Origin of the sequence: Amycolatopsis acidicola (genome assembly GCF_007713735.2) — a bacterium.
GTDB lineage: Bacteria > Actinomycetota > Actinomycetes > Mycobacteriales > Pseudonocardiaceae > Amycolatopsis_E > Amycolatopsis_E acidicola.
In genome coordinates, this window is the sequence record NZ_VMNW02000019.1 from 77,688 (window position 1) to 103,183 (window position 25,496).

Sequence of the window (25,496 nt, forward strand, 5' to 3'; positions counted from 1 at the left end):
TCACGGATCGTGAGCGACGACGCGGCAACCAGGATCCGGCAGGGCTGGCAAGGGCGGTTCCACGAGGACTTCGAGATCGGCGACGTGTACCGGCATCCCTTGGGCCGCACGGTGACCGAGGCGGACAACACGTGGTTCACCTTGCTGACGATGAACACGAACGAAGCCCATTTCAACGCGGAGGCGGGCAAGGCATCGGAGTTCGGGCGCCCGCTGGTGGTTTCGACCCTGACCATCGCGATCGCGATCGGGCAGTCCGTCACCGACACCACCCAGAACGCCTTCGCCAATCTGGGGGTGGACAAGGTGAAACTCACCCATCCCGTGTTCGACGGCGACACGCTGTTCTCCGAATCCTTGGTGCTGCGCAAACGCGATTCGGCGAGCAGGCCGCAGGCGGGCATCGTGACGATCAAGACGAGGACCCTCAACCAGGACGGTGACGAGGTGCTGTCCTTCGAGCGCACCTTCTACGTCCACAAGCGGGGCGCGGACCGGGCACGCGGCACGTTCCCGGTGGCGAAGAAACCGCTGGAGCCGTGATGAAACCACTCGCGGACATCCGGATACTCGCGCTCGAGCAGTACGGTGCCGGCCCGTTCGGGTCCCTGCACCTGGCCCATCTCGGGGCGGAGGTCATCAAGATCGAGGATCCGTCGGCGGGTGGCGACATCGGCCGCTACGTGCTGCCCTACGCCGAAGGGCAGGACTCCCTGTTCTTCGAATCCTTCAACCGGGACAAGCGAAGCATCAGCCTGGACGTGAGCAATCCCAGCGGGCGCAAGGTGTTCGAGGAGCTCGTCCGGCACGCCGACGCCGTGTACTCGAACCTGCGCGGGGACGTGCCGGCGAAGCTCGGGATCCGCTACGACGATCTCAAGCACCTCAACCCGAAGATCGTGTGCTGCTCGCTGTCCGGCTTCGGCATGACGGGCCCGCGTGCCACCGAACCGGGATACGACTACGTGCTCCAGGGTTACGCGGGCTGGATGTCGCTGACCGGCTCGCCCGACGGGCCGCCGGAGAAGACCGGACCGTCCCTTGTGGACTACAGCGGTGGCTTCGTCGCCGCGCTTTCGCTGCTTGCGGGCGTGCATCAGGCGCGGCGTGACGGAGTGGGCATGGACTGCGACGTGAGCCTCTACGACACCGCCATCAGCCTGCTCACCTACCCGGCGACCTGGCACCTGACCGCGGACTACACCCCGGGCCGGACCCGCCGTTCGGCGCATCCGTCGCTGGTGCCGTTCCAGGCGTTTCCCGCGAAGGACGGCTGGCTCATCATCGCCTGCCCCAAGGAGAAGTTCTGGCACCGCCTCGTCGCGGCGCTCGGGGTGCCCGAACTGGCGGACGATCCCCGGTTCGCCACGTTCACCGACCGGCACGAGCACCGCGCGGAACTCGAGGACCTCCTCGACGCGGTCCTGGGCACGCGCGCCGTGGAGGAGTGGCTGACCGAACTGCGTGCGGCGACGGTGCCGTGCGCGCCGGTCAACGACGTGGCGCAGGCGATGGCCGAGGAGCACACCCGTGCCCGTGACCTGATCGTGGCGACCGAGCATCCCCGGTTCGGGACCGTGGAACAGGTCAGCTCCCCGGTCCGGGTCGGCCCGCCGCCCCGGGACCACCGCCGGGCACCCCAACTGGGAGAGGACACCGGCGACCTCCTCGACAGCCTGCTCGGCTACGACGAAGCCGCACTGGCCCGCCTCCGTGCCGAAGGCGCGTTCGGCACCTCTTCCGAGAACTAGGAGAAACCCCGTGGACTTCACCTTCACCGACGAACAGCGCCTGTACCGGGACTCACTGAGGTCCTTTGTGGACAAAGAGATCGTCCCGGTGGCACGCGACTGGGAGCAGTCGGGCCGCTATCCCACCGAGATCGTCGAGAAGATGAAGGAGCTCGGTCTCTTCGGGTTGCTGGTCCCGGAGGCCTACGGCGGGATGGGCGCCGACAGCGTGTCGTTCGCGCTCACCTTCGAAGAGATCGCCCGCGGCTGGATGGGCATCGCCGGGATCCTCGGCAGCCATTCGGTCTCCTGCTGGATGATCGCCGGTCACGGCACGGAGGACCAGAAGACCAGGTACCTTCCCGAGCTCGCCGCCGGACGCCGCCGCACCGGCATCGCGCTCACGGAACCCGGTGCGGGCACGGATCTGCAGGGCATCTCCACCTCGGCGCGACGCGACGGTGACCACTACGTCGTGAACGGCACGAAGATGTGGATCACCAACGCGCGGCACGCCGATCCGCTGCCGGTGCTCGTCAAGACCGATCCCGCCGCCACGCCAGCGCACCGCGGGATGAGCATCCTGCTGATCGAAGCGGACACCCCGGGTTTCGAGGTCACCAAGGACATTCCCAAGCTCGGCTACAAGGGCACCGAGTCCTGCGAAGTCGTCCTCACCGATGTCCGGGTGCCCGCCGGGCAGTTGCTCGGCGGCGTCGAAGGCCGCGGTATGCAGCAGGCGTTGTCGGCGCTGGAGACGGGACGGATCAACGTGGCCGCACGGGCGATCGGCGTCGCGCAACGCGCTTACGAAGAAGCACTGAAGTACTCCCGCGACCGCACGGCTTTCGACCGCGCCATCAGCGAATTCCAGGCCATCCAGCTCCAGATCGCGGAGATGGCCACCCGGGTCCAGTCGGCAAGGCTGCTCACCTACTGGGCGGCGTCCCGGCTCGACGCGGGCGCCCGCGCCGACACCGAAACCGGGATGGCCAAGATGTTCGCGTCGGAAACCGCGCTCTACTGTGCGCTCGAATCCCTGCGCGTGCACGGCGGTTACGGCTATTCCCAGGAGTTCGAGGTCGAACGGCTCTACCGCGACGCGCCGCTGATGGCGATCGGGGAGGGCACGAACGACGTGCTGCGCACCGTGATCGCCAAATCCCTCGTCAGCGGTAAAGCCACCATCGGCTGAGTCCCGCCCCTTCCCCGACCGACCGGAGAACGCCATGACAACGCCGTCTTCACCGCACTCCGAAAAACAGGATTCGATCGCGAGCCCGGACACCTTCGCCGCGCGCATCGACCGCCTGCCCGTCGCCACCCGGACCCACCGCAGGCTGGCCTGGCTGCTCGGGTTCTTCTTCCTCTTCGACACCTTCGACCTCAACACGCTCGCCTACACGGCGCCGGCACTGCGATCGGAGTGGGGGCTTTCCCTCGGCCAGATCAGCACAGCCACGTCGGTCGCGTTCGCGGGCATGTTCGCCGGGGCGTTGGTCGGCGGGCGGCTGTCCGACCGGTACGGGCGGCGCCCGGTGCTGCTGGGCGCCGCGTTGTTCTACTCGGTGTTCTCCCTGCTGACCGCGGCGGCGCCGAACTTCGGGCTGCTGGTCGCGTTCCGGCTGCTCACCGGTTTCGGCCTGCAGGCCATGACCGGGGTGCTGCTGGTCTTCGTGAGCGAAATGTTCCCCCGGCACCTGCGCGGGCGGTACCAGGCGATGCTCCTGGCGATCGGGATCAGCGGCGTGCCCATCGCCGCGTTCGTCTCCCGGCTGATCGTGCCCAGCGGGGCGGGCGCGTGGCGCTGGGTCTTCGTCATCGGCGCGGTGGGGCTCGTGGGCGTGGTCTTCGCGGCGAAGCTCGTGCCCGAGACGACGCGCTGGCTTTCCTTGCACGGCAAGGGAGAACGGGCGCTCGTGCTCGTCGGGCGGCTGGAGGCGGAGGCCGTGGAAGCCACCGGGAAGGAACTCCCTCCGCCCGCCCCGCAGGCTCCGGTGCCCGCCGGCAAGGTGCGCGACCTGTTCACCACACGGAACCTCAAGCGCACCATCGTCGCCTCGGTCACGATGGTCATGCTCATCCTGAGCCTGTACGGGTTCAACGCCTGGGTGCCCACGTTGCTCGTGGAACGTGGATACACGCAGCAGCAGGCGCTCACCATCGTCACGATCCTCGCCGTGGCTTCGGTACCGGGCGCGCTGCTGGCCTATCCGTTCGTTGACCGCGTGGAGCGCAAGACGCTGATCTTCGTGCTCGCCGTGGTCGCCGCGGCCGGAGTGCTGTGCTTCGGACTGGTCGAGCAGAACGTGGTCATGGTCGTGGCCGGGTTCGTCTTCTCGATGTGCCAGCAGGCGATCGTCGCGGTGCTCTACACCTACCTGCCGGAGATCTACCCGACGCCACTGCGCGGCGTGGGCTCCGGGATCGCCAACGGGTTCGGCCGCATCGCGGGCATCGTCGGTGCCTTCATCGTCAGCGGGGTGTTCAGCGCCTTCGGGTTCACCGCGGTGTTCGGCTACCTCGCCGCCGCGACACTCCTGCTCGGCATCGTGATCGTCGCCGCAGGCGAACGCACCACCAACCGCCCCCTCGACGAGATCGCGAGGTGATCATGGACTTCGGGATCTTCCTGACCAACCAGCAGCCGCCGGGCACCGATCAACCGCGGGCGCTCGACGAGCAGCTGCACCTGCTTCGTCTCGCCCGCGACCACGGCTTCACTTCGGTGTTCGCCGGGCAGCACTACCTCAGCGAGGGCGTCTCGCACATCCAGCCGCTGCCCTACCTCGCCCGGCTCGCCGCCGAGGCGGGGGAGCTGCGGGTGGGCGTGGGAATTCACTTGCTGGCACTGCACAATCCCGTCGAGGTGGCGGAAAACTACGCCGCGCTCGACGTGGTGACCGGCGGCAGGCTGATCTACGGCGCGGGCCTGGGCTACCGGCAGGTCGAGTTCGACGCGCTCGGCGTCCCGGCCGATCGGAAGGTGCACCGGTTCGAAACCAATCTCGACCTCGTGAGGCGGCTTTGGGCCGGGGAAACGGTGAGCGCGGACCTGCCGTGGTGCCGGCTCGACCGGGTGCGCCTGAACCTGCTGCCGGTCCAGCGTCCCGGGCCGCCGGTGTGGCTCGCGGCCAACAGTGACAGCGCCGTCCGCCGCGCGGCGCGGCTGAGCGACGCCTGGATGATCAACCCGCACGCCACGATCGACACGGTGCGGGACCAGCTGCGGCTGTTCCACGCCGAACGTGCCGAGGCAGGCCGGTCCGCGCCCCGCGTGCTGCCGGCGTTCCGGGAAGTCTTCTGCGCCAAGGACAGCGCGACCGCGCTGGAGCAGGCGCGGCCCCATCTCGCCGAGAAGTACCGGACCTACGCGCGGTGGGGCCAGGACAAGGTCATGCCGGGCCGGGAATCGTTCGACATCGACTACGGCGAACTCGCCCGGCAGCGCTTCGTCGTCGGCTCACCGGAGGACTGCGTGCGCGCGCTCCTGCCCTGGCGCGACGAACTCGGCGCGAACCACTTCATCTTCCGGACGCACTGGTCCGGCATGCCGGTCGAGGACGCCGCCGAGTCGATCCGGCTGCTGGGCAGGGAGGTGCTCCCGGCGCTGCGAGGGTGAGCCAGGTGTTCGCTGAGCGCACGGCCGGTATGATGCGGCGATGGCCAGCGAGGAAACCCCCGATTCCGGCGAACGGCTGGAACAGCTCGAACGCGCGATCGCCGTGCTCGAGGCGTTTGACCGCGACCACCCCGCGCTGACCCTGAGCGAAGTGGCCGCGCTGGCCGGTACCTCCCGGGCGAGCGCGCGCCGCATCCTGCTGACGTTCAAAGCACTGGGGCACGTCAAATCCGACGGCCGGTACTTCTCGCTCGCGCCGAAGGTGCTCAACCTCGGCTGGAACTACTTCGCGTCACTGGGCGTCGACGAGATAGCCAAGCCGCTGATGACCGAACTCGTGCGGGAGATCGACGAATCCTGCTCGATGGCCACCCTGGACCTGCCCGACATCGTCTACGTGGCCCGCGTGCACACGCGCCACATCATGACCATCGCCGGCGGCGTCGGCAGCAGGCTGCCCGCGCACGCCACCGCCGCGGGGCACGTTCTCCTCGCGGGCCTGGCCGACGAGCATCTTGACGAGTACCTCGAAAGCGCCCCGTTGACCGCGCACACCGCCCGCACGGTCACCGATCCCGCGAGGTTCCGGGAGGACATCGCCGAGGTTCGCCGTCGTGGCTGGGCGCTCGTCGACCAGCAACTGGAGATCGGCCTGCGTGCCGTGTCCGCGCCGGTCTTCGACAGCACGGGGCACACCGCGGCAGCGCTGAGCGTTTCGTCGAACTCGGCCCGCACCTCGTTGGCGGACCTGCGAAACCGCTGCCTGCCCAGGCTCCGCGAGGTGGCGCGGACGATCTCGACGACACTGGCGAGGACGAACCGGCGCGGCACCGCGAGCTGACCGCGCGGTCCACTGTGGACGGTTTTGGGTTCAGACGAGCGCGGGCGTGCTCAGTCGCGCCGGTGCCTTGAGCCGCTCGATCTGCAGCTGCTCGTCCTTGGCGGTCTCACGCAGGGACTCCAGCTGCTCCGGATCCGCCGTGTGGTACAGGAATTCCTTGTTCTTGCCGGCCATCGGCGAAGCGAGTTCAAGGAACGTACGAAGCCGCTGCTCCGCGTAGCGGTCCAGCACCTCGTCCGGCGCCGTGCCGCGGATGACGGCCGCGAGCGCGTCGTAGAGCACGAACGTGTCGAACAGTCCGGAGGTCAGCCCGAGGCCCCCGATCGGATTGGTGGCGTGCGCGGCGTCGCCGGCGAGCAGCACCCGGCCTGCCCGCATCGTGTTCGCCGCCCGCTGGTGCATCCGGTACGGGCTGTACTGCACGAGCTCGTAATCCTTGTCCCCGGGCAGGATCGCGTCGAAGAACGACGGCATCCGGTCGAGGATCCCGGCTTCGTCGAGGCCCGGCCCCTCGCAGTAGGTGACCCGCCACAGGTTCGTGTTGTCGATCTTCGCGATGATCGCGCCGTACCGGGGATCGACCTGCAGCGTCGAGCGGGCGTAGCCGTGCGCCTCGAAGTCGTAGCGGACGTTGGTCGCCACGAACCCTTCCGGCCAGGTCATCCCGTCGAAGCCCAGGCCGAGCGCCTTGCGCACCCCGCTGCCCGCCCCGTCCGCGGCGATCACCCACCCGGCGGAGAATTCCCTTGTGCCGTCCGGGGTTTCGGCCCGCACCGTGACGCCGTCGTCGTGCTGGGTCACGCCGCTCACGTGCGTGTCGAACGCGACCTCGGCCGCACCGGTCCGGTCCAGGTGCGCGAGTGCGATGTCGGCGAGCCGGTCCTGGCCGAGGTGGACGTTGTAGGGGTGGGCGACCAGACCGTCGAGCACGTTCAGGTTGAGCGAGATCCGCTCACGGGTCGCGAACACGTAGTAGTCGTACTCCTGTTTGGTGAACCCGGCGCGCTCGGCGTCGTCGAGCACGCCCAGCCGTTCGAGCCCGTCCAGGACAGCCCAGTGGTACACCATCGCCCGCGGCGAGCGCACCACTCCCGGCTGCGCTTCCAGCACCCGCACCGACAGGCCCGCCTTCGCCAGCCCGAGCGCGTTGAGCACGCCGACCGGCCCGGCGCCCACCACGAGGACATCAGTTCGCGTCATTGCTTCCTCTTTCCCGGACTTCCGTGCCCCCGAGCCTGTCACGGCGCCCCGCGAGACAGCCGCCCTTGGCGGAATCGGTCGAGGCCGTGGCGGGAAAAGGCTCAGGACCGCGCGCCGCGGACGAACTCCAGAGGCGTCATGGCGAAGCGCTGTTTGAACACGCGGGCGAAGTACGACTGCGAAGCGAAGCCGCACTCGTGCGAGACCTCTCCGATGGACAGCCTGTCGTCACCGGCGGCGAGCATCGCCTTCGCCCGATCCAGCCGGCGATCGGTGATCCACCGCGCGACCCCGCCGTGTTCGCTGAAGATCCGGGACAGCTGGCGTTCGCTGATCCCGATGCCCGCGGCGATCCGGGCCGCCGACAGGTTCCGGTCGGTCAGGTCCCGCTCGACGAAGGCTTGGGCGGCGTGCAGCTGAGACCGCGTATCACCGGCACGGGCACCGCACACCATGGTTCGCAGCAGACCCAGCAACTCGCGCTCCAGCAGTTGGCGGTCTTCGCCCGCTTCTCCCCGCACCATCGACCGCAGCCTGCGCGCCAGCGCGTAGCCGTGGCCACCCGCACCCGCCGGGCCCGCGATGTCGAACACGCGCGGGGTGCGCAGCGCTGTCCCTTCCGAAAGCCCGTCGAAGACCGGGCGCGGCACCTTCAGCACCAGCTCGGTCAGCCCTTGGGCGAAGCCGCGGACGAAGGGCACATCCGCGTCGCACAGGACGGCCTGTCCCGGCTTGAGCACCCGGACTCCGTCGTCGTGGTAGAAGAACGCCTCGCCTGCCATCGCCAGATACAGCACGACGGCGCGGCTGGGATGCCGGTCGATCTGCCGGGCCGTCCGCTCGACGACGTGCGGGGTGCCGGTGACCTGGGCGACCTCGACGTGCGGCAGCCAGAGGTTGCGCTCGGTGGCCTCGAGGGGAGCGCCGTTGATGGTCCGGCAGGCGAGCGCCACCAGCGCACTGGCGTTGTAGGCCTCCCATTTTTCCAGGCGCTGCGCGGCCGGCAGACCCACTGTGGAGAAGGCCGCGGCGCGGGGTGAGTCCGGTCCCGCCGACGTCGTCCGCACCTCTGCCACCTCCATGTAGCACAGTGGCGAACAGTTGTACTCTCATCGAACTGCCGCCGCCCCGACAGATTCGCATACCGGGCGGCCCGCTGACAAGGAAAAGTCCACCCTTTCGCCGGTGCGAGGGCGCGGGGAACCGGGCGAAGAGTCTGGTTTCAGGGCAGTGGGATGTCGAGCAGGTCGGTGCCCACTGTGGTCTTTCCCGGGAAGCCGGCGATGTGGGCGCTGCGCCGGAGTCGTCGTGTCCAGTCCTGTGTGGACATCAGGGCCGGGTCGCCCGGCCCTAGGTGTGTCGCCACGACCGCGCGGACGTCGGACTCGGCGGCGACGGTGCCGAGGTCGTCGATTTCGGTGTGCACGGCGCGGATGTGATCGAGCAGCGCGGGCGGCAGCCCGGTTCGGGCGAGTACGTCCGTGGCCGTGGCTTCGTGGACGAGCAGGTCGGCGCCGTGCGCGATACGGGGGATGTTCGGGGTGCGCGCGGTGTCGCCGGAGAACACGACGCTTCCGTGGTCGGTGTCGAAGCGGTAGGCGTAGGACGGGACGGCCGCGCCGTGCGGGACCAATACGGCCGTCACCTTGAGGTCGTCGTTCTCCAGGATCGTGAACGGTGCCATGGCCGGGGCCGGATCCTGGGGTGTGGGGTCGATGCCGGTGGGGAGCCGGATGTCGTGGACGCGCAGCATGGTGGCCGGGTCGACGCCGAAATGCTCGGCCATGAAGGCATCGCTGGACTGCGCGAAAGCCAGGTTGGCGGATTCGGTCAGCTGGGTCGTCCCGGGGGAGGGCACGCCGGGCAGAACCCATTGCTGCCCGGTGGTGGGGGTACCGCTGGGAACCGGGCCGGGGCCGGGGCCGTAGACGTCGATCGGGCTGGGGAAGCCACTGGTGCCCGCGGCGCCGCCGGCGAGCAGCGCGTAGGAGAAGTAGTCGACGGTGTGGTCGGAATGCAGATGGGTCAAGAAGATTCCGGCCAACGACGGCAGCCGCAGCCCCGCCTTCAGGTACTGGGTGAGTGAACCGCGTCCGCAGTCGACGACATAGGTTCGCCCGTCGACGGTGATGGCGGAGGAGGTCCCGTAACGGGCCGCCAAGGGCGGTGGCCCGGCGGCCGTGCCGAGGAGAGTGACCGCCAGGCGCGTGTTTCTCCCGGGCTGCGCGCCGGAGGACTGCGATTCGGACAGCCGTGAGGCCGACGGCTGGGCGTCGGCGATTCCGGGAACGCCCGCGGCTACGGCGGCCGTTCCCGTGGTCGCGGCGAGCGCCGCCAGCACACTCCGGCGTGAATGCCGGGATTGTGGCGCGGCGTCCTGGTGACGGCACGTCGTCGTGTCGCACATGGTGATGGGACCGTCCTTCGCTAGGGATGCACAGGCTGGTCTGGCGCCCCGAGCGTAGGTGGCCCACGTCGTCTGCGACCCTCTCGCGGCTGCAACCTTATTCTGCGTATCCGGTTCGGAGGCGGACTTGCGAAACGTCGGTCGCTGGCTGCATCGGGCTGGAGGAGTCGAGGGCCGCGAAGCCCGGCGGACTCACCACCGAGCGCCGGGCTTCCCGATCCCGCCACGGTGATCGCGGAGATCCTCTAAAGCAGCGCCATCGCTTCCCACATCGCCATCGCCAGGCCCAGGCCGCGGACGTCGGCGAGCGTGTCGGCCATCCGGCTCGGCGCGTAGGCGAACGTGGTCCGGGCATCGAGGTCGACCAGCACGAGCGAACCACCGAGGCCGCCCCAGTACAGGGTGTTCGGGTTGGGCATCAGCCCACCCGACACCGCGAAACCGAGGCCGAACCGCAGCGGTATGCCGAGAATGAGATCTTCCCCTTCGACCTGGATTTCGAGTGCCCGGCGGCAGCCCGACTCGGACAACAGGCCCCCGCCGCCACAGGCCAGGACCGACAGGGCATCCGTCATCGACCGGGCGTTGCCGATTCCGTTGCCCGCCGGGATTTCGGCGCCGCGCCAGGCGCGGGTGCGGGTGACTGCCACATCGAATCGGGGGTTGGTCGCGGCGTTGGTCTGCAACGGCGTCGGATCGGGGAACAGTTGCACATCGGTCGCAGGCGGGATCAGGTCGGCCACCCGGCCGTCCTCCTCCACCGGCAGGCCGATGTGGAAGTCGGCGCCCAGCGGCTCCGCGATCTCCTCCCGGAACACCGTGCCCACGGTCCGCCCGGTCACTCGCCGGATCACTTCCCCGACCAGGAAACCATGTGTCAGGACGTGGTAGCCGCCGGCCGTGCCGGGCGACCAGAACGGTGCTTGCGCCGCCAGCAACCCGGTCATCTTTTCCCAGTCGCATAGATCGGCCAACGCGATCGGCTCCGCCCAGCCGGACAGGCCCGACGAGTGGCTCAACACCTGCGCGACGGTAACGTGCTCCTTGCCGTTCGCCGCGAACTCCGGCCAGTAGCGCGAAACCGGTGCGGCGAGGTCGATCTCCCCGCGATCCGCGAGCAGCAGGGCGGTCAGTGCCGTCATGGTCTTCGTGACCGAATGGACGTCGACGATCGTGTTCTGTTGCCAGGGCCTGGTTCGGGCCGCGTCGGCGAATCCGCCCCACAGGTCCAGCACCGTCCGGCCGTCGACGTTCACGCACACCGAGGCGCCGGCGCCGTCGTTCAAACTCTCCTCGAACAACGCACCGACCGGTGCGAACCGGTCGTCCACAAAGCCTTGCACAGAACGGAGTATCCGGCACCACGCCGAAAGATCGCCAACGGTTAACCGAGACCCGTGAGTCGTTCGTAGGCGGCGACCAGGTCGGTGGTCAGTTCGGGGAGGCGGCGGGGTTCGTCGTCGGCGAGTTCTGCGGAGCGCATGACTAGGCCGGTGACCATCTCGGCCAGTGCGGGCGCCGGGACGGCCAGTGACGCGAGCCCCCGCGCTTGCAGGCGTTCCAGGAAACGGGCGTGCCGACGCGTGGGCCGGTCGTGGATTTCCGCCCGTAGCGCCCGCATTTCGGGGTCGGACAGGGCCTGGTGCGCGATCACCGTGAGCATCCCGCGATGCCGCACATAGGCGTGCAGATAGCCGACCACCCCGGCGCGGCCCGTCTCCCTGGGCGAACGCGTATCGCGCATCTCCTGCAGCGCAAGGAATTCATCCCGCACCCGCTCGGCGAGCGCGCGGAAGACGTCGTCCTTCGACGGGAAATACGAGTACACCGTGGGCCGCGTGACCCCGGCGTCGTCCGCCAGTGTGCCGATGGTCGTGCGGGTGAACCCGAGCCGGCAGAACGTCCGCTCGGCCGAGTCGAGCAGAAGCGCGCGCTTCTCGGACTCGTCCAGCGTCCGTCCGCCGATTCCCCGCATGACACCTCCCGATACTTGACAATGATGTAAAGTATCAGGGTATGGGACTTCCCGATGTCCAGCGTCGGACGATCAGCGCGGTCTACGAGCGTGTGCTGGCCACCAGCCCGGACGAGATCGCCCAGCTCGGCCCGGACGGCGAGTACACCGTCGCGGAGAGTTACGCGCGCTCCTTGCGCATCGCGGGCGGTCTCACGGGGCTGGGTGTCGAGCGGCAGCAGCCCGTCGCGCTGCTGCTGGACAACTCGCTCGACGCGGTGCACGCCTGGAGCGGGGCCGCGCTCGGCGGCATGGTCGAGGTACCCGTCAACTCGACGTACAAGGGCACGTTCCTCAGCCACATCCTCAACGACTCCGGCGCCGCCACCTTGATCGTCGAGGCGGCGCAGATCGAGCGCGTGGCGCGCGTCGCCGACGGCCTCACAGCGTTGCGCACGATCGTCGTCCACGGCGACCCCGCCGCGGCCGACGACCTGCGCGGCCGCTTCCGCGTCGTCGGATTCGACGAGATCGCCGCGGCGGATCCCGTTGCACCACAACGGATCGACGCGGCCGACCTGATGGCGTACATGTACACCTCGGGCACCACCGGCCCGTCCAAAGGCGTGCTGATCTCGCACGCGCACGCCTATACCTACGCCTCCCGCGAGGACCAGGAACGGCCTCGCGCCGGGGACCGGATCCTCGTCACGCTCCCGTTGTTCCACCTCGCCGGCCAGTGGTACGGCGTCTACCAGGCACTGATCCACGACGCCCGCTGCGTTGTCGAGCCCGCGTTCTCGGTGAGCCGGTTCTGGCCGACCATCCGCGAACACGGCATCACTGTCACCGTGCTGCTCGGCGCGATGGCGGAACTGCTCCAGCAGCGCCCGCCGCAGCCCGACGACGCCGACAACCCGCTCGAACTCGCGATCATGGCGCCGCTCGCCAGTGACGTGCCCTCGTTCCGGCGCCGGTTCGGCATCGACGTCGCGTCCGTCTACGGCATGAGCGAAATCGGCTGCGTGCTCAACGGCCCGCCGGGGACGATCGTCGGTGGCGAATGCGGGTTCCCGCGCCCAGGCTTCACGCTCCGGCTGGTCGACGGCGCCGGAAACGACGTCCCCGCGGGCGAAGTCGGTGAACTGTGGGTGCGCCCCGACGAGCCGCTGACGGTCATGGCCGGCTACCACAACCTGCCGGGGAAAACCGCCGAGACGCTCGTCGACGGCTGGGTGCACACCGGCGACGCCTTCCGCGCCGACGAGGAAGGCCGGTTCTTCTTCAGTGACCGGATGAAGGACGCGCTTCGCCGCCGCGGCGAGAACATCTCCAGCTTCGAGGTGGAGAGCGTGATCAACAGCCATCCCGGCGTGTACGAGAGCGCGGTCGTCGCCGTGCCCTCGGAACTGACCGAGGACGAGATCAAAGCCGTCGTCGTGCCCCGCGAGGACACGACCATCGACCCGGAGGACCTGATCCGTTTCCTGATCGACCGCATGCCCTACTTCATGGTGCCGCGCTACCTGGAGTTCGCCGACGCATTGCCGAAGACCCCGACGCAGAAGGTGCACAAGCACGTCCTGCGGGAAACGGGGGTGCACAAGGAAGTCTGGGATCGCGAGGCGGCCGGGATCGTGCTGCGCAGGAGTGATCGATGAGCGCGGTGCTGATCGCCAACCGGGGCGAGGTCGCCGTCCGCATCATCTCGACCGCCGCGGCGCTCGGGATCAGGACCGTTGCCGTCCACCCGGCCGACGACGCCGAGTCGGCGCACGTCGCGCGCGCGGACGAAGCGGTGGAGTTGCCCGGCGAAGGAGCGGCCGCGTACTTGGACGTCGAGGCGATCGTCGCCGCGGCTGTCCGTACGGGCTGCACGCTGCTGCACCCCGGATATGGCTTCCTGTCGGAGAATCCGGCGCTCGCCCGGCGGTGCGCGGAGAGCGGCGTGACGTTCGTGGGGCCTTCGCCGGAGGCGTTGGCGTTGTTCGGCGACAAGACCGCCGCGCGGGCGCGGGCGGAAGAAACCGGCGTCCCGGTGGCGGCGGGCGCGCCCGCCGAAGACGCGCATCGCTTCCTCGCCGAGTATGGCGCTGTCATGGTGAAGGCGCGGGCCGGTGGCGGCGGGCGCGGGATGCGGCCGGTCACCGATCCGGCGGACCTCGACGAAGCGTTGCGGCGGTGCGCGTCGGAGGCGGAGAAGGCTTTCGGCGACGGCGCCGTGTATGTCGAGCAACTGCTCTTGAACGCGCGGCACATCGAGGTCCAGGTCGCGGGCGACGGGCAGCGTGCCGTCGCGCTCGGCGACCGGGACTGCAGCGTGCAGCGACGGCGGCAGAAGCTCGTCGAGATCGCCCCGGCTCCTGCGCTGTCTGATGAGCTGCGGGCTGCCCTGCACCGCGCCGCGACCGACCTGGCTGGGGCGTACCGCGGGCTCGCGACGGTGGAATTCCTGGTGTCCGGCAAGGACTTCGTGTTCCTCGAGGTCAACCCCCGGCTGCAGGTCGAGCACACGGTCACCGAAGAGGTCACCGGCCTGGACCTGGTCGAGATCGGGATCGGGCTCGCGGTCGGCCGCACCCTCGCCGAGTTGGGGCTCGACGACGTCACGAGCCGTGGCGCCGCGTTGCAGGCCCGCGTGAACGCCGAGACCGTCCAGGCGGACGGCACCGTCTCGCCGGGCGCGGGCACTCTCACGCGCTTCCAGCCGCCGGCCGGGCGCGGCGTCCGTGTCGATACGCACGCCTACGTGGGCTACACCGTGAGCCCTCGCTACGACTCTTTGCTGGCCAAGGTAATCGTGCACGGCGACGCCGCGTCGATCGCCGGGCGTGCCGACCGGGCGCTCGCCGAGTTCGACCTCGCCGGTGTCGCCACCAACCGCGGGTTGCTGCGCGCGCTGCTGGCCGAACCAGGATTGACCACGGGCGGCATCGACACCGGCTACGTCGACGCGCACACGGCGGAACTCGTCGCCGACGTGGAGCCGGAAACCGTTGGCGTGCAAGACATCGACGGTGCGGTCGCGGCGCCGCAGCCGGGCGTGGTCGTGCAGGTCGCGGTGAGTCCCGGCGACCAGGTCGCGGCCGGGGCGGAGCTGGTCGTGCTCGAGGCGATGAAGATGGAGCACGTCGTCCGCGCCGACCGGGCGGGCACCGTCACGGAACTGTTCGTCAAGGCCGGAGACACCGTCGCGCGGGATGCGCCGTTGCTGGTCCTCGACGGTGACGGCGAAGCGGCCGAGCACGATGCCGGGGCTGTCGACGCCGACCCGGCACACATCCGCCCCGATCTCGCCGAGGTGCACGAGCGCAAGCGGATCACCCTGGACGAAGCCCGTCCGGCAGCCGTGGAACGCAGGCGTGGCAAGGGAATGCGCACGGCGCGGGAGAACGTCGCGGACCTCGTCGACCCCGGCAGCTTCACCGAGTACGGAGGCTTCGTCATCGCCGCGCAGCGACAGCGCCGCGCCGTCGACGACCTCATCACGGCCACCCCCGCCGACGGGCTGCTCACCGGCACGGCGACCGTCGACGGCGTCCCGGTGGCGATCCTGGCCTACGACTACACCGTGCTCGCGGGCACGCAGGGCGTGCACAACCACCGCAAGAAGGACCGGCTTTTGCAGCTCGCGCTACGGCAGAACCTGCCGGTCGTCGTGTTCGCCGAAGGGGGCGGCGGGCGGCCCGGGGACACCGACACGTCCGCGGTCGCGCAGCTCGACGTGCCGACATTCCGGCTCATGGCGCAGCTCGCCGGGCGGGTGCCGACGGTCGCGATCGTCGCGGGCTACTGCTTCGCCGGGAACGCGGCGCTGGCCGCGTCGTGCGATCTGATCATCGCCACCGAGGGCAGCAGCCTGGGCATGTCCGGGCCCGCGATGATCGAGGGCGCTGGGCTGGGCGTGGTGGCGCCCAAGGATGTCGGGCCGATGTCCGTGCAGGTGCCCAACGGTGTGGTGGACGTGCTCGTCCCGGACGAACCGGCCGCCGTCGCCACCGCCCGGCGCTACCTGCGGGATGTCACCGGGGCGCCCGCGGAGGTCGGATGCGCCGACCAGCGTGCGCTGAGGCACCTGGTGCCCGAGAACCGCGTGCGGGTGTACGCGATCCGGCCGGTGGTGGAGACGTTGTTCGACACCGGGAGTGTGCTGGAGGTCCGGCGGGAGTTCGGCGTCGGGATCGTGACGGCTTTCGCGCGGCTGGAAGGCCGGGCGGTCGGTGTGCTCGCGAACGATCCCGGTCACCTCGGCGGCGCCATCGACGGTGATGCCGCGGACAAGGCGACGCGTTTCCTGCAGCTGTGCGAGGAACGGCGGCTGCCGGTGGTGTCGCTTGTGGACACTCCGGGGTTCATGGTCGGCCCGGACGCCGAGCGCACCGCCACCGTCCGCCGCTTCGGCGCGATGTTCGTTGCCGGGGCACGGCTTTCGACGCCGCTGGTCGCTGTGGTGCTGCGCAAGGGTTACGGCCTCGGCGCGATGGCGATGACCGGCGGCGACCTGCACGCCGCGGCGCTCACGGTCGCGTGGCCGACCGGCGAGTTCGGCGGTATGGGCCTCGAAGGCGCCGTGCGGCTGGGCTACCGCAACGAGCTGGAAGCCATCGCCGACCCCGGGGAACGCCGCGCCCGGTACGAGGAACTGCTGCACAGCTACTACGAACGCGGCAAGGCCCTCAGCGTGGCGACCGTCGGCGAGATCGACGACGTGATCGACCCCGCCGACACGCGTGCCGTGGTGCATCGGGCCCTGGTGGCGGCGGGGTAGCTCTCCGGGCGTGTTTGCCCCTCCCGCGGGCGTGTTGGCCCACGGGGCGCGTGTGTTGGCTGGCGTGGCGCGTGTGTTGGCCACCTGCGGCGGCCAACATGCGAACGCGAGGGGCCAACACGCGGAGCTAACGCGCGCAGGGTACGGCGAGGTGCTCGTCCGAGGGCAGGGCCGCGCGGACTTCCTCCAGGCCGGCCAGGATCGCGTCCAGCTGCCCCGGGTCGGCGAGGTACTCCAGCACCCCGCGGGAGAAGGCGTCCGCCATGTCGGCGGGCATCACGTCGGACGCGTCGAGGCACAGCTTTCCCGTGGCGAGCGTGCGCCCGATGCGGCGGCTCACGTCGTCCTGGTAGACGCCGTCGGCGAGCACGCGCTGGTTCACCGAGTACGCGCGGCTGCCCGTCTGCATCGGCCAGATCGCCTGCGCCCTCGCGCTCGCGAGGAAGGCCATCAGGTCGCGCGCGGCCGGACTGTCGGTGAACATGCCCGCGAGGTTGACCGAAGCTTCCTCGGGATCCCCACCCGGGAACGGGAAGTAGTCGGGTTTCGCCGTGGCGGGGTACGCCCCGGGCGCGAAGGAAGCCTGGTGCTCCAGCAGGCAGCCGGGCGGGTTCGTGAACATCGGTTTGCCGGCGTCCCCGAAGTACGTCAGCAGCGCACCCGACCGTCCACCTTGGACAGCGTTCGGGGTCCGCAGCAGCCTGCCCCAGGACTCCCACGCGTCGCGCACCTCCGGCGAGGTCCACGGGAGCTCGCCCGCCGCCCATTGTTCGTACTTGGCGCCGTGCCGGTGCAGCAGGATGTCCTCGATCCAGTCCGTGCCGGGCCAGCCGGACGTCGAGTACGCCTCAACCCCCAGGCACCACGGCGAAACCCCGTGCGACGCGGCGTCGGTGGTGTAGGCGAGCAGCTCGTCCCACGTGGCGGGCTTCGGGCCGGGGGAGCGCGCGGGGTCGTACCACACGAGGCTCTTCAGGTCGGCTTTCACCGGCACCGCATACAGATCCGCCGTGCCCAGCTGCAGCAGGGAACGCCATTGGCTGCTGTACTCCGTGTCCGGCAGGGTCACCACGTCGGTGATCGGGTGCAGGTCGCGGGAGTGCGCGTAGCGGGCGAGCTCGCCGGGACTGGAGAGCACGGCGACGTCCGGCGCCTGTCCTTTTCGGACATCCGCGAGCAGAACCTGGTTCACCGCCGCGTTTCCCTGGTAGTTCACCTCGACGTGGGTCTGCGCGGTGTAGGCGTCCAGCAGCGCGCGGAACGACTGTTCCTCCGCGCCGGTCCACGGTCCGAGCACGGTCAGCGTCTCTGTGCTCGTGCTGCAGCCCACAAGCGTGGCGGCGGCGAGCACGGTCGCGGCCAGCAGTGTGGCGAGACGTTTCATGTGCGGTACCTGTATTCGTCGATGCGAGGTTGCAGGCCCACCAGCACGCAGCCGCCCGCCGCGACGGCGAGCGCGGGGATGAGCCACAGTAACCAGGCGAAGGCGGTCGCGTCGGTGAACCCGGCTGTCACGGCCGCGGCGGAGCTGGCCGAGACGCCGCCTGCTGTGGCGTCCGCCGAGGGACCCGCTGCGGGCAGTGTCTCGCCGCAGCCTTGCGGGCCGTTGGCGTCGCATTGCGCGCGCACCAATTCGATGAGGGAGCTCTCGCCCGAGGCGGCCTGCGTCAGCGCTTGCTGGTCCGCGCTCTGCGCGTACTGGTGCAGCGCCTGCGTCGCGTCGTGTGCCCGCGCCGCCAGCACGAGACCGGTCGACGTCGCGGCGCCCAGCCCGAGCACGAGCACTGTGGCGGCGATGAGCCATTCGTTGAAGTGCCGGCGAAAGCGGCGGCGCAGGTACAGCTGCGTCCACACGACGAGCACGAGCAGCGCCAGCGCGGGCACCGCCCACGCGGCCGTGGACGCGGGCGACAGCCAGCCCGAGGAAACCTGGTGGTCCAGCTGGGCGCGCTGATCGTTCGCGAGCGCGTCGAGATGCGAGACGACCTGATCGTCGCCGGTCAGCAGGCGTTCGGCGTACCAGAGGTAGACCGCGCTCTGTTCCGCCCCACCGCTGGCGCGCAGCTGCGCCCCGGACTCGCCCATCCACGCGTTGTAGGCGGTGAGCAGTCCCGCGACCAGTTGCAGTTCACGGCTGCCCGGCTCGCCCGCGGCGTTGTGCTCGGCCGCGCGCGCCAGGTCCTGGTTCGCCACCGCGAGCCCGGTTTCGTACTGTTCCCCGGCACCGACGAGCTGCGCCCCGCCGCCGTGGAACGACCTGATCGCGTCGCTGTTCGCCTCCAACAGGGACGCACGCGCCGAGGTGACGTCGAGTACGGCCGGTGCCGTCCGGTCGCGCACCGATTCGAGCACGCCGATGGTGCCCGCGAAGGACCATACCGACATCGTGAGCGTCACCGCTGTCAGCAGCAGCAACCCGGCGCGCAGGCGGACGAGGGCGCGGCGGGTGGTGCTGGTGCGGCGGTTCACCGGGACGGCTCCGCGAACCGGTGCCCGCAGTGCATGCACACCGCGGCGCCCGCTGGTGACAGCAGCGAGCAGTTCGGGCAGGCCAGGGGATCTCCTTCGGCGACGGTGTTGCCCGCCGGTTCTCTGTCCACATCGGACAATTCGCTGCTCGGGTTTGTCAGCGCCACGGACATCGCGTTACGCGGTTGCACTTCGTCCTTGATCCGCAGCCGGCTTGCCGCCGCGTCCTCGATGTCGGCGATCCGCCGCAGCCGTGCCAGCACCTCGTCGTTGCCGAGCCGGACGGCGAGGCGGGCGGCTTCGCCCCATTCGGCCGCGGCACCGTCCCGGTCGTTCGCCCGGAACCGTGCCCAGCCCGCCCGCAGGCGCTGGCCCAGCTCGCCCTGCACGGTGTAGTGCTCGACTTTTTCGTGCAGGGGCGCGGAAAGCGCGAGGTCGCCGGTGATGTGGCCGAGCAGCCGCGCCGGCCCGGCGGGTACCCGCGTGTCCTGGGTGACCGGCACCAGTTCGACCCAGCCGAGCTCCTGGTCCTGGTCGTGCGGCAGATCGGCGAGATCGACCTCCAGGCACAGGTGGTACTCGCGGCATTCGTCGCCCCAGGCGCCGGTGGACAGCTCGATGCCGTGGTCGGCGTCCTTCACCAGCTCGGTTTCCACGGGCGCGACCTGGCGCAGGAAACTGATCCGCGCGTGCGGAGCGACGCCGATCCGCAGCCGCAGATCCGGCACCGTGCGGGCGACCGAGGAACCGATCAGCTCCCGGAAATGCTCGGCGAGACGGCTTTCGTCGACCACCGCGTCCGCCGTGCCGCGCAGCGCGGCCGCGATCCGCCGCAGCTCCTCGGGCTCCCAGTCGTCGCCGATTCCTCGTGCGTCGCAGGTGAACCGGCCCTCGACCTCGCCGAGGACACCGGACAGGCGCACTGGGGACTCGCTTTCGTTGCGGCCGTCGGTGAGCAGCAGGGCGTGCCGCACGGTGTCGGGATGCGCCTCGAACAGCCGTCCCGCCAGGGAAAGCCAGGTGCTCATCGCGGTGCCGCCGCTCGCGATGAGGCGGTTCGCCGCCGCTTTCGCTTCGGCACGGGTGTTTTCGTCGGCCACGACGAGCGTTTCGGTTGCCGGGTAACACATCCTGGCGGCGCCCGTACCCTCGACGACGGCGAAGCGCGTGCCCTCCGGGAGCACGTCGATCGCCGCCGCCGCGGCCCGGCGCGCGGCGGCGATCTTCGTCGGGGGCCAGCCCATCGAACTGGAGCAGTCGATCAGCAGCACCTCCGCGCCCGCCGGAGGCGTGGTGCCCGGCACGCTGGTGTCCTCGGCGCACACGGTCAGCACCGCGTGCACGTGAGTGTCCGAAGAGGACAGATATTTGTTCTGGTCCAGCTCGAGGGAGAACCGGCTCACCGTCACCTCTTCGTCCAGGGCCGCACCGTGTTGGCGGCGTCGATGAGCACCCCGTGCTCCTGCCTGTCCCGCGCATGCCGCGCCAGTTCGTGGTAGGACCGTTCGAGCAGCACACGCAGCTCGGGTTCGGCGACGTGCTCGCCGAGCAGTCCGCCGCTCCGGTCGGCCCCGGCGCCCGGGCCGGAAGCGAGCACCCGCGCCAGCGCTGTTTCGCGCAGGATGGCCACCAGCCGTTGTCGCGCTTCGCCGTCCGGCTCGCCGTTGTCGAGGTACAGGTCCGGCAACCGTTCCGCGGCCGTGGCGATGTCGTGCATGCCCGGCAGCGCGCCGTCGAACCGGGCCAGCAGTACCCGCACGGCGCCGATCCGCGCGGCGTCGTAGTGGCGTGACGAGCGCGGGACGCGGTCCAGGATGTGCACAGCCGCGTCGCGATCTCCCTGCCGCAGCGCGACCCTGGCCAGTCCGAACGCCGCGCTCGCCTGCTCGTTGTCGCGGCGCCACACCACTTCGTAGTGCCGCCGGGCCTGTTCGTCGTCCTCCAGGTGCTCGAAGCAGAACCCGAGCGCGAGCTTCGGCGCGGCCTCGCCGGGCACCTGCGAGTACACCGAATCGAAGGCCTTGAACGCCTCGCCGATGTTGCCCTTCGCCAGCCCGAGCAGGCCGTAGTGCCAGGTGATCCGCCAGTCGTGGGCGGCCCATTCGCCGAGCTGCTCCGCGGCCTTCGTCACCCGGTACGCGGCGGCGACGAGCCCGTCGAGCTCGATGTGCACCCTCGCCAGCGCGAGGTCCAGCTCCACGGACCGGTCGCCGAAATCCTCGTAGCGGGACAACAGTTTCCGTGGTTCGGCGAGGACACGCGCGTTCGCGAGGTGCGCGGCGGCCGGGTCGGATTCGGCGACCCGCGGCACCGGGAGCCTGCTCGCGGCCAGTTTGGGCGGCGGCAGCCCGTCGTGGATCGTGCCGTCCGGGGTTTCCTCCGCCGTCCAGCGGTCCAGGCCCGGCACCACGCCGAGCCCGGCGTCCAGCAGCTCGGCGGTGTTCTCGAACCGCGTCGACGCCATCCCGTACGGTTTGCCCCGGCGCAGCGAGAGCAGTTCCCGGTGCACCCCGTCGAGCTGTTCGGCCATCTCGGCGGCCGAGGCGAACCGGCTTTCGAACGACGCCACCGCGCGATTCAGCAGCCGCCGCAAGGATTCCACGCCGAACGCCACGCGCGGGTCGGCTTCCCTCGCGCGGGCAGCGTCGAACAGTTTCTCCAGCGTACGGCCGACCGTGTGCACGTCCGAACGCTCGGTCAGCCCGTGCCGCCGGATCTCGTCGCGGTCGACCCGGAAACCGTCGGTGCCGATGATGCTGCCGCCGGTCTCGCCGATCCCGCGGGTGGCGCCGAGGTCGATGATCTTGAGCCGGTTCCCGCCGTGCATCACGTTTTCCGGTTTCAGGTCGCAGTAGAGCAGCTGCTCGCCGTGCAGGTACTGCAGCGCGGCGAGGATCCAGTGGCCGTAGGCGGTGACGTCCTCCAGCCGCAGCTCGGGCGCGCCGGTGTCGAGTACGGCCTGGAGGGTGTGGCCGCGGACGAACTCCATGACGATGTACTCGTCGGTGCGCCCGCTGTGCGGGTCGGGGTGCTCGACGTAGCTGATGATCCGGACGATGTTGGGGTGGTCCAGCCGGATCAGCGCGTCCCGCTCGACGTGCGCGAGGCGCAGCGCCCGCCCGTCGGTGGCGTTGATGATTCCCTTGAGCACCACCGGCATTCCCTGCAGCCTGCGGTCCCGCGCGAGGTAGATCCAGCCGAGCCCGCCGTGCGCGAGCCTGCCGTCGACCTCGTAGCGGCCGGCCACCACGTCGCCGCGGGCGAGTTTGGGCAGGAACGAGAACGGGGTGCCGCAGTACGGGCAGAAGCCCTGGCGGATCGGCGGCTGGCTGCCGATCGCGCGGCCGACCGGCTTGCGGCAGTCCGGATTGCCGCAGAACTGCCGCGACACCGGGTAGTCCTTGGTCCGGTCGAGGCCCGGCTCGGCGGTTTCGATCTCCTGCAGCGCGAAGATCTCGTCGTCGGACCACAGGGCTGACCACGAGGAACCGGGGCCGGGAAACAGGTCCGCCGGCTGTTCTTCGGTGGTCGGTTCTTCCTCCGGTGGTTCCGCTGTCATCGGGCACCTGCCACTTTCTCGCGTACGGCCTCGACATACGCCCGGACGTGCCCGGCCGCCACGCTGAGTACGCAGGGCTCGGCTTCGAGCGCCGCGTGCGCCGCGCGGAAGAGCGCGCCCAGCTCCTCGTCCTCCATCAGCCCGTGCTGCACGGATCTCGCGTCGTACGCGACGAGCAGGCCGTGCAGGCGTTCGTGTTCGAGCATCGCTTCGTCGTTCTCGTCGTCGAGGTTGTCCACGGTGTCGAGTGCCCGTTCGAGCTTCTTCTCGTAATGCCGCAGCCTGCGGTGCATCCTGACCGAGTCGTGGTCGTCCACAATGGACTCCAACGCGGGCAGGGAGAACTGGAGCGGCGCCGCGAGGGCGGGGATCCCGGGCAGTTCGGGCGCGGGGGAGAGGCGTGCGGCGATGCGCGTGCGGTTGTCCCGCGCGATCGCCTCGCGTTCGGCCAGCTCCGCCACGCCGTGCCCGAGCGCTCCGACCCGCGCCCGCAAGGCCTCGCGTTGTCGGCGGCGCGCCAGCCGCGCGGCGGGGGAGTCTTCGTCATCCAGCTGCAGCACCACCCTGGCGCCGCTGCGCACGAGCGGTTCGACCACGCCGTCGAGAACTTCCCGCGGGTCGCTCGCGCTTTCCAGCCCTGCCAGGCCGAACGAGCCCGCGTGCTCGGATTCCTGGACCACACGGGAGACTTCGTCGACCGATTTGCCGGCGGCGTCCACGACCAGGCCGGGCCCGCCGGCCAGCGCCTGCACGATCACGATCACGCCGATCGAGGGCTCCCACCGCCGCGCCGGCACCGGGGCGCCGACCCATTTGCCGAGCGCCGGCACATGCTCGGCGAGCGTGTTCACCGGGATCATCCAGGCCACCTGATCCTGCGGCGCGCGGTAGGCGGCGACGAGCATCCCGATGACGGCCCCGGTGCGCTCGTCGACCACCCCGGCGCCGCTGAACCCCTTGCGCAGCAGGCTCCCGTTCTCCACGACGTTGAGCTGGAACCACTGCCCGTCCGGCCCGCTGCGCGCCGACACGACGGCCGTCGCCTCGATGCCGTTGTCGTGGGAGTCGGGGAAGCCGTACATGCGCACCTTGCGGCGCCGCGGCCGCGCGAGCTCGCGCAGCGACGCCCCGGGCAGGCCCGCCAGGTTGTGCCCATCAAGCCCCAGTACGGCAACGTCGGCGCCGTCGTCTTTGTCCGGCGGGGCCCAGCAGCCGGGCAGCACGCGCGCGGGCATCGACGGCACCCCGGGCAAACCGATGGGGTGCACGGACAATTCGGTCTCCAGCGGATCGCCCACGGCCGCGGCGATGACGTGCGCGCACGTCAGGACGGCGCCCCCGGCCAGGAGGACGCCGGCGCCCAGGATCCGGCCTTCGCGGTCGTGCACCCTCGCGCGCCACGTGTCGGGATCGTCCGGGCGCCCCAGGAGAAAACCACCCTCGGCGCTCACCGGGAAGGCACATTAGAACGGGTGCGCCGCGCTTGTGCGCGGAATTCCCGCCAAACCCCGGATGCCCGAGGCGAATCACCCGGATGGCCGCTCAACGATGCGTAGTCGTGATCGGCCTTCAGAGCGCCGCGGCTTCCGGCCTTTCGTCCTCGGGCTCGACCAGACCGTGCCGCACCGCCAGTGACGCGGCCTCCAGGCGTGAATGCGCGCCCAGTTTCGTGAGCAGCGCGCGGACGTGCGTGCGGATCGTCGCGACGGAAACGCCGAGCCGGGTGGCCATCGCGACCGTCGTGTGCCCGTCGACGAGCAGGGCGAGGCACTGCCGTTCGCGGGTGGTCAGCTGCCGCGCCCGCAGCGCGAGGTCCTGCGGCATCCCGGACGACTGGCGCGGGGCGGGCAGTTCGACGAGAACCTCGCCGCGCACCACGCGGTCGATGGTGCCGATCAGATGCTCCAGTCCCCTCGTCTTGTGCACGTACCCCGTCGCGCCTGAGCGCAGCGCGCCGAGGACGGCGGCCGGGTCCGGGTCGGCGGTCAGCATGATCACCCTGGTGCGCGGGCTCGCCGCGAGCACGGAGGCCACCCCGTCGGCCCTGGTGTCGCCGAACCGCCGGTCCAGCAGGCAGACGTCCGGGGTGGTCTGGACCACCTGGTGGACGACCTCGGCCAGGTTCAGTCCCGTGCCGACCACCTTCATCCCGCGGCTTTCCAGCACGGGCACGAGTGCTTCGAGGAACACAGCGTGGTCGTCACCGCACACGATCGTCGTCATGCTCCACCCCTTCCGCCGCCACCCCGGTGAAGACGATCTCCACCCGGGTTCCGCGCGGCTCGCGCGCGGAAGTCCTCGTCGTCGCGCCGCAAGCGCGGCTCAGTCGCGCGACGGTGGCCAGCCCCCGTCCGGCCCGCCGTGCCGGCATCCCGTCGAAACCGGGGCCGTCGTCGGAGATCTCGATCGTCGGCGGCAGCTGCCGGGTGATCGCGACGTCCACCCTGCCGCCGGGCCCGGCCGCGTGCACGGCGTTGGTCAGCAGGTTCGACAGGATGCGCCACAACGCCGTCCGGTCGACTTCCAGGGACAGCGAGCCGGCCGGCGCGAGGACGACGCGCGCCGGGTGCGCGAGTTCCGCCTGGGTCACCAGTTCTTCGAGCAACGGCCGCACCGCCACGACCTCCTGCCGGTGCACGCCGGAGATCGTGTCGTCGACCAGTGCCCGGAGCCGGTCGGCCTGCTGCGAAATCAGCAGCGCGCGGCGGCGCACCGGCACCGGCAGCGCCACTTCGGCCAGGATCGATTCGATCAGGTAGCCGAGGGTGACGATCTCGTGCCCGATGTCGTGCAGCACGTCCCGCGGTGTGGTGTTCCCGGTCGCCTCGGCGGCCTGCCGGGCGCGTGCACCGTCCATCCCCTCGCCTCCCCGCCCGGGCCCGCTTCCGCCGGCGGGCTCGCTCCCCCAAGACGAAGTCGCTGCCGAAACGCGGACGTTACACGAAA

General features: G+C 70.3%; 20 protein-coding genes. 8 read left to right on the forward strand and 12 right to left on the reverse strand.

Features of this window, described 5'->3' with window-relative positions; translation table 11 throughout:
• The first annotated feature begins 9 nt into the window (after positions 1-9).
• From FPZ12_RS15905 to FPZ12_RS15930, 6 genes are read left to right on the forward strand one after another with little or no spacing between them, the layout of a single operon-like run.
• Positions 10-543 carry a MaoC family dehydratase gene (locus FPZ12_RS15905; RefSeq protein ID WP_243769869.1) on the forward strand — a complete coding sequence of 178 codons (534 nt, stop codon included), beginning with the start codon at positions 10-12 and terminating at the stop codon, positions 541-543.
• A complete protein-coding gene (locus tag FPZ12_RS15910; protein WP_144750267.1) occupies positions 543-1,751 on the forward strand; it encodes a CaiB/BaiF CoA transferase family protein in 1,209 nt (402 codons plus the stop codon). Before FPZ12_RS15905 ends, FPZ12_RS15910 begins: the two co-directional genes overlap by 1 nt.
• 10 nt (positions 1,752-1,761) lie before the next feature.
• Complete coding sequence (locus FPZ12_RS15915) at positions 1,762-2,925, forward strand: acyl-CoA dehydrogenase family protein (RefSeq protein WP_144750265.1); 1,164 nt, start codon at positions 1,762-1,764, stop codon at positions 2,923-2,925.
• 34 nt (positions 2,926-2,959) lie between these two features.
• Positions 2,960-4,342 (forward strand): MFS transporter, encoded by a 1,383-nt coding sequence (locus FPZ12_RS15920; RefSeq protein WP_144750263.1) that lies wholly within the window; start codon positions 2,960-2,962, stop codon positions 4,340-4,342.
• Between the two features lie 2 nt (positions 4,343-4,344).
• Positions 4,345-5,352 (forward strand): LLM class flavin-dependent oxidoreductase, encoded by a 1,008-nt coding sequence (locus FPZ12_RS15925; RefSeq protein ID WP_144750261.1) that lies wholly within the window; start codon positions 4,345-4,347, stop codon positions 5,350-5,352.
• Positions 5,353-5,392: 40 nt separating this feature from the next.
• A complete protein-coding gene (locus FPZ12_RS15930) occupies positions 5,393-6,193 on the forward strand; it encodes an IclR family transcriptional regulator domain-containing protein (protein ID WP_144750259.1) in 801 nt (266 codons plus the stop codon).
• 30 nt (positions 6,194-6,223) lie between these two features.
• Here FPZ12_RS15930 and FPZ12_RS15935 read toward each other — a convergent pair whose 3' ends face one another.
• The 5 genes from FPZ12_RS15935 to FPZ12_RS15955 form a co-directional block, all read right to left on the reverse strand.
• Entirely contained in the window at positions 6,224-7,393 is a 1,170-nt protein-coding gene (locus FPZ12_RS15935; protein ID WP_144750257.1) for an FAD-dependent oxidoreductase, read from the reverse strand.
• A gap of 101 nt (positions 7,394-7,494) precedes the next feature.
• Positions 7,495-8,460 carry an AraC family transcriptional regulator gene (locus FPZ12_RS15940; protein ID WP_166462760.1) on the reverse strand — a complete coding sequence of 322 codons (966 nt, stop codon included), beginning with the start codon at positions 8,458-8,460 and terminating at the stop codon, positions 7,495-7,497.
• A gap of 155 nt (positions 8,461-8,615) precedes the next feature.
• The gene (locus tag FPZ12_RS15945; RefSeq protein WP_150980341.1) at positions 8,616-9,800 is read right to left on the reverse strand and encodes an MBL fold metallo-hydrolase; all 1,185 of its coding nucleotides are present in this window, start codon (positions 9,798-9,800) and stop codon (positions 8,616-8,618) included.
• 245 nt (positions 9,801-10,045) lie between these two features.
• On the reverse strand, positions 10,046-11,143 hold the full coding sequence (locus FPZ12_RS15950; RefSeq protein ID WP_243769870.1) for a serine hydrolase domain-containing protein: 1,098 nt from the start codon (positions 11,141-11,143) through the stop codon (positions 10,046-10,048).
• Between the two features lie 41 nt (positions 11,144-11,184).
• Positions 11,185-11,775 carry a TetR/AcrR family transcriptional regulator gene (locus FPZ12_RS15955; RefSeq protein WP_144761918.1) on the reverse strand — a complete coding sequence of 197 codons (591 nt, stop codon included), beginning with the start codon at positions 11,773-11,775 and terminating at the stop codon, positions 11,185-11,187.
• A gap of 41 nt (positions 11,776-11,816) precedes the next feature.
• Here FPZ12_RS15955 and FPZ12_RS15960 point away from each other — a divergent pair, with 41 nt between their 5' ends.
• Both FPZ12_RS15960 and FPZ12_RS15965 read left to right on the forward strand, forming a co-directional pair.
• On the forward strand, positions 11,817-13,415 hold the full coding sequence (locus tag FPZ12_RS15960) for an AMP-binding protein (RefSeq protein ID WP_144761921.1): 1,599 nt from the start codon (positions 11,817-11,819) through the stop codon (positions 13,413-13,415).
• Positions 13,412-16,522 carry an acetyl-CoA carboxylase family protein gene (locus FPZ12_RS15965; RefSeq protein WP_144761924.1) on the forward strand — a complete coding sequence of 1,037 codons (3,111 nt, stop codon included), beginning with the start codon at positions 13,412-13,414 and terminating at the stop codon, positions 16,520-16,522. The genes FPZ12_RS15960 and FPZ12_RS15965 overlap by 4 nt, the downstream gene beginning before the upstream one ends.
• A gap of 127 nt (positions 16,523-16,649) precedes the next feature.
• Here FPZ12_RS15965 and FPZ12_RS15970 read toward each other — a convergent pair whose 3' ends face one another.
• The 7 genes from FPZ12_RS15970 to FPZ12_RS16000 form a co-directional block, all read right to left on the reverse strand.
• Positions 16,650-17,906 carry an ABC transporter substrate-binding protein gene (locus FPZ12_RS15970; RefSeq protein ID WP_144753856.1) on the reverse strand — a complete coding sequence of 419 codons (1,257 nt, stop codon included), beginning with the start codon at positions 17,904-17,906 and terminating at the stop codon, positions 16,650-16,652.
• Positions 17,903-18,991 carry a hypothetical protein gene (locus tag FPZ12_RS15975; RefSeq protein WP_144753859.1) on the reverse strand — a complete coding sequence of 363 codons (1,089 nt, stop codon included), beginning with the start codon at positions 18,989-18,991 and terminating at the stop codon, positions 17,903-17,905. The genes FPZ12_RS15970 and FPZ12_RS15975 overlap by 4 nt, the downstream gene beginning before the upstream one ends.
• Positions 18,988-20,394, reverse strand: coding sequence for a vWA domain-containing protein (locus FPZ12_RS15980; protein WP_144753861.1), 1,407 nt, complete (start codon positions 20,392-20,394; stop codon positions 18,988-18,990). The genes FPZ12_RS15975 and FPZ12_RS15980 overlap by 4 nt, the downstream gene beginning before the upstream one ends.
• A 2-nt stretch (positions 20,395-20,396) precedes the next feature.
• On the reverse strand, positions 20,397-22,550 hold the full coding sequence (locus FPZ12_RS15985; RefSeq protein WP_144753864.1) for a serine/threonine-protein kinase: 2,154 nt from the start codon (positions 22,548-22,550) through the stop codon (positions 20,397-20,399).
• Entirely contained in the window at positions 22,547-24,001 is a 1,455-nt protein-coding gene (locus FPZ12_RS15990; RefSeq protein WP_144753867.1) for a S1 family peptidase, read from the reverse strand. Before FPZ12_RS15990 ends, FPZ12_RS15985 begins: the two co-directional genes overlap by 4 nt.
• A gap of 118 nt (positions 24,002-24,119) precedes the next feature.
• Positions 24,120-24,773: a response regulator transcription factor gene (locus tag FPZ12_RS15995; RefSeq protein ID WP_144753870.1), complete on the reverse strand. Its 654-nt coding sequence runs from the start codon at positions 24,771-24,773 to the stop codon at positions 24,120-24,122.
• Positions 24,751-25,407 carry a sensor histidine kinase gene (locus FPZ12_RS16000; protein WP_144753873.1) on the reverse strand — a complete coding sequence of 219 codons (657 nt, stop codon included), beginning with the start codon at positions 25,405-25,407 and terminating at the stop codon, positions 24,751-24,753. The genes FPZ12_RS15995 and FPZ12_RS16000 overlap by 23 nt, the downstream gene beginning before the upstream one ends.
• Positions 25,408-25,496: the final 89 nt, after the last annotated feature.

Excerpts from the sequence above, each read along its gene's own strand:
- FPZ12_RS15910 (WP_144750267.1), top strand. The coding sequence starts at position 543 with ATGAAACCACTCGCGGACATCCGGATACTCGCGCTCGAGCAGTACGGT.
- FPZ12_RS15920 (WP_144750263.1), top strand. The coding sequence starts at position 2,960 with ATGACAACGCCGTCTTCACCGCACTCCGAAAAACAGGATTCGATCGCG.
- FPZ12_RS15925 (WP_144750261.1), top strand. The coding sequence starts at position 4,345 with ATGGACTTCGGGATCTTCCTGACCAACCAGCAGCCGCCGGGCACCGAT.
- FPZ12_RS15930 (WP_144750259.1), top strand. The coding sequence starts at position 5,393 with ATGGCCAGCGAGGAAACCCCCGATTCCGGCGAACGGCTGGAACAGCTC.
- FPZ12_RS15935 (WP_144750257.1), bottom strand. The coding sequence starts at position 7,393 with ATGACGCGAACTGATGTCCTCGTGGTGGGCGCCGGGCCGGTCGGCGTG.
- FPZ12_RS15945 (WP_150980341.1), bottom strand. The coding sequence starts at position 9,800 with ATGTGCGACACGACGACGTGCCGTCACCAGGACGCCGCGCCACAATCC.
- FPZ12_RS15955 (WP_144761918.1), bottom strand. The coding sequence starts at position 11,775 with ATGCGGGGAATCGGCGGACGGACGCTGGACGAGTCCGAGAAGCGCGCG.
- FPZ12_RS15960 (WP_144761921.1), top strand. The coding sequence starts at position 11,817 with ATGGGACTTCCCGATGTCCAGCGTCGGACGATCAGCGCGGTCTACGAG.
- FPZ12_RS15965 (WP_144761924.1), top strand. The coding sequence starts at position 13,412 with ATGAGCGCGGTGCTGATCGCCAACCGGGGCGAGGTCGCCGTCCGCATC.
- FPZ12_RS15970 (WP_144753856.1), bottom strand. The coding sequence starts at position 17,906 with ATGAAACGTCTCGCCACACTGCTGGCCGCGACCGTGCTCGCCGCCGCC.
- FPZ12_RS15985 (WP_144753864.1), bottom strand. The coding sequence starts at position 22,550 with ATGACAGCGGAACCACCGGAGGAAGAACCGACCACCGAAGAACAGCCG.
- FPZ12_RS15995 (WP_144753870.1), bottom strand. The coding sequence starts at position 24,773 with ATGACGACGATCGTGTGCGGTGACGACCACGCTGTGTTCCTCGAAGCA.
- FPZ12_RS16000 (WP_144753873.1), bottom strand. The coding sequence starts at position 25,407 with ATGGACGGTGCACGCGCCCGGCAGGCCGCCGAGGCGACCGGGAACACC.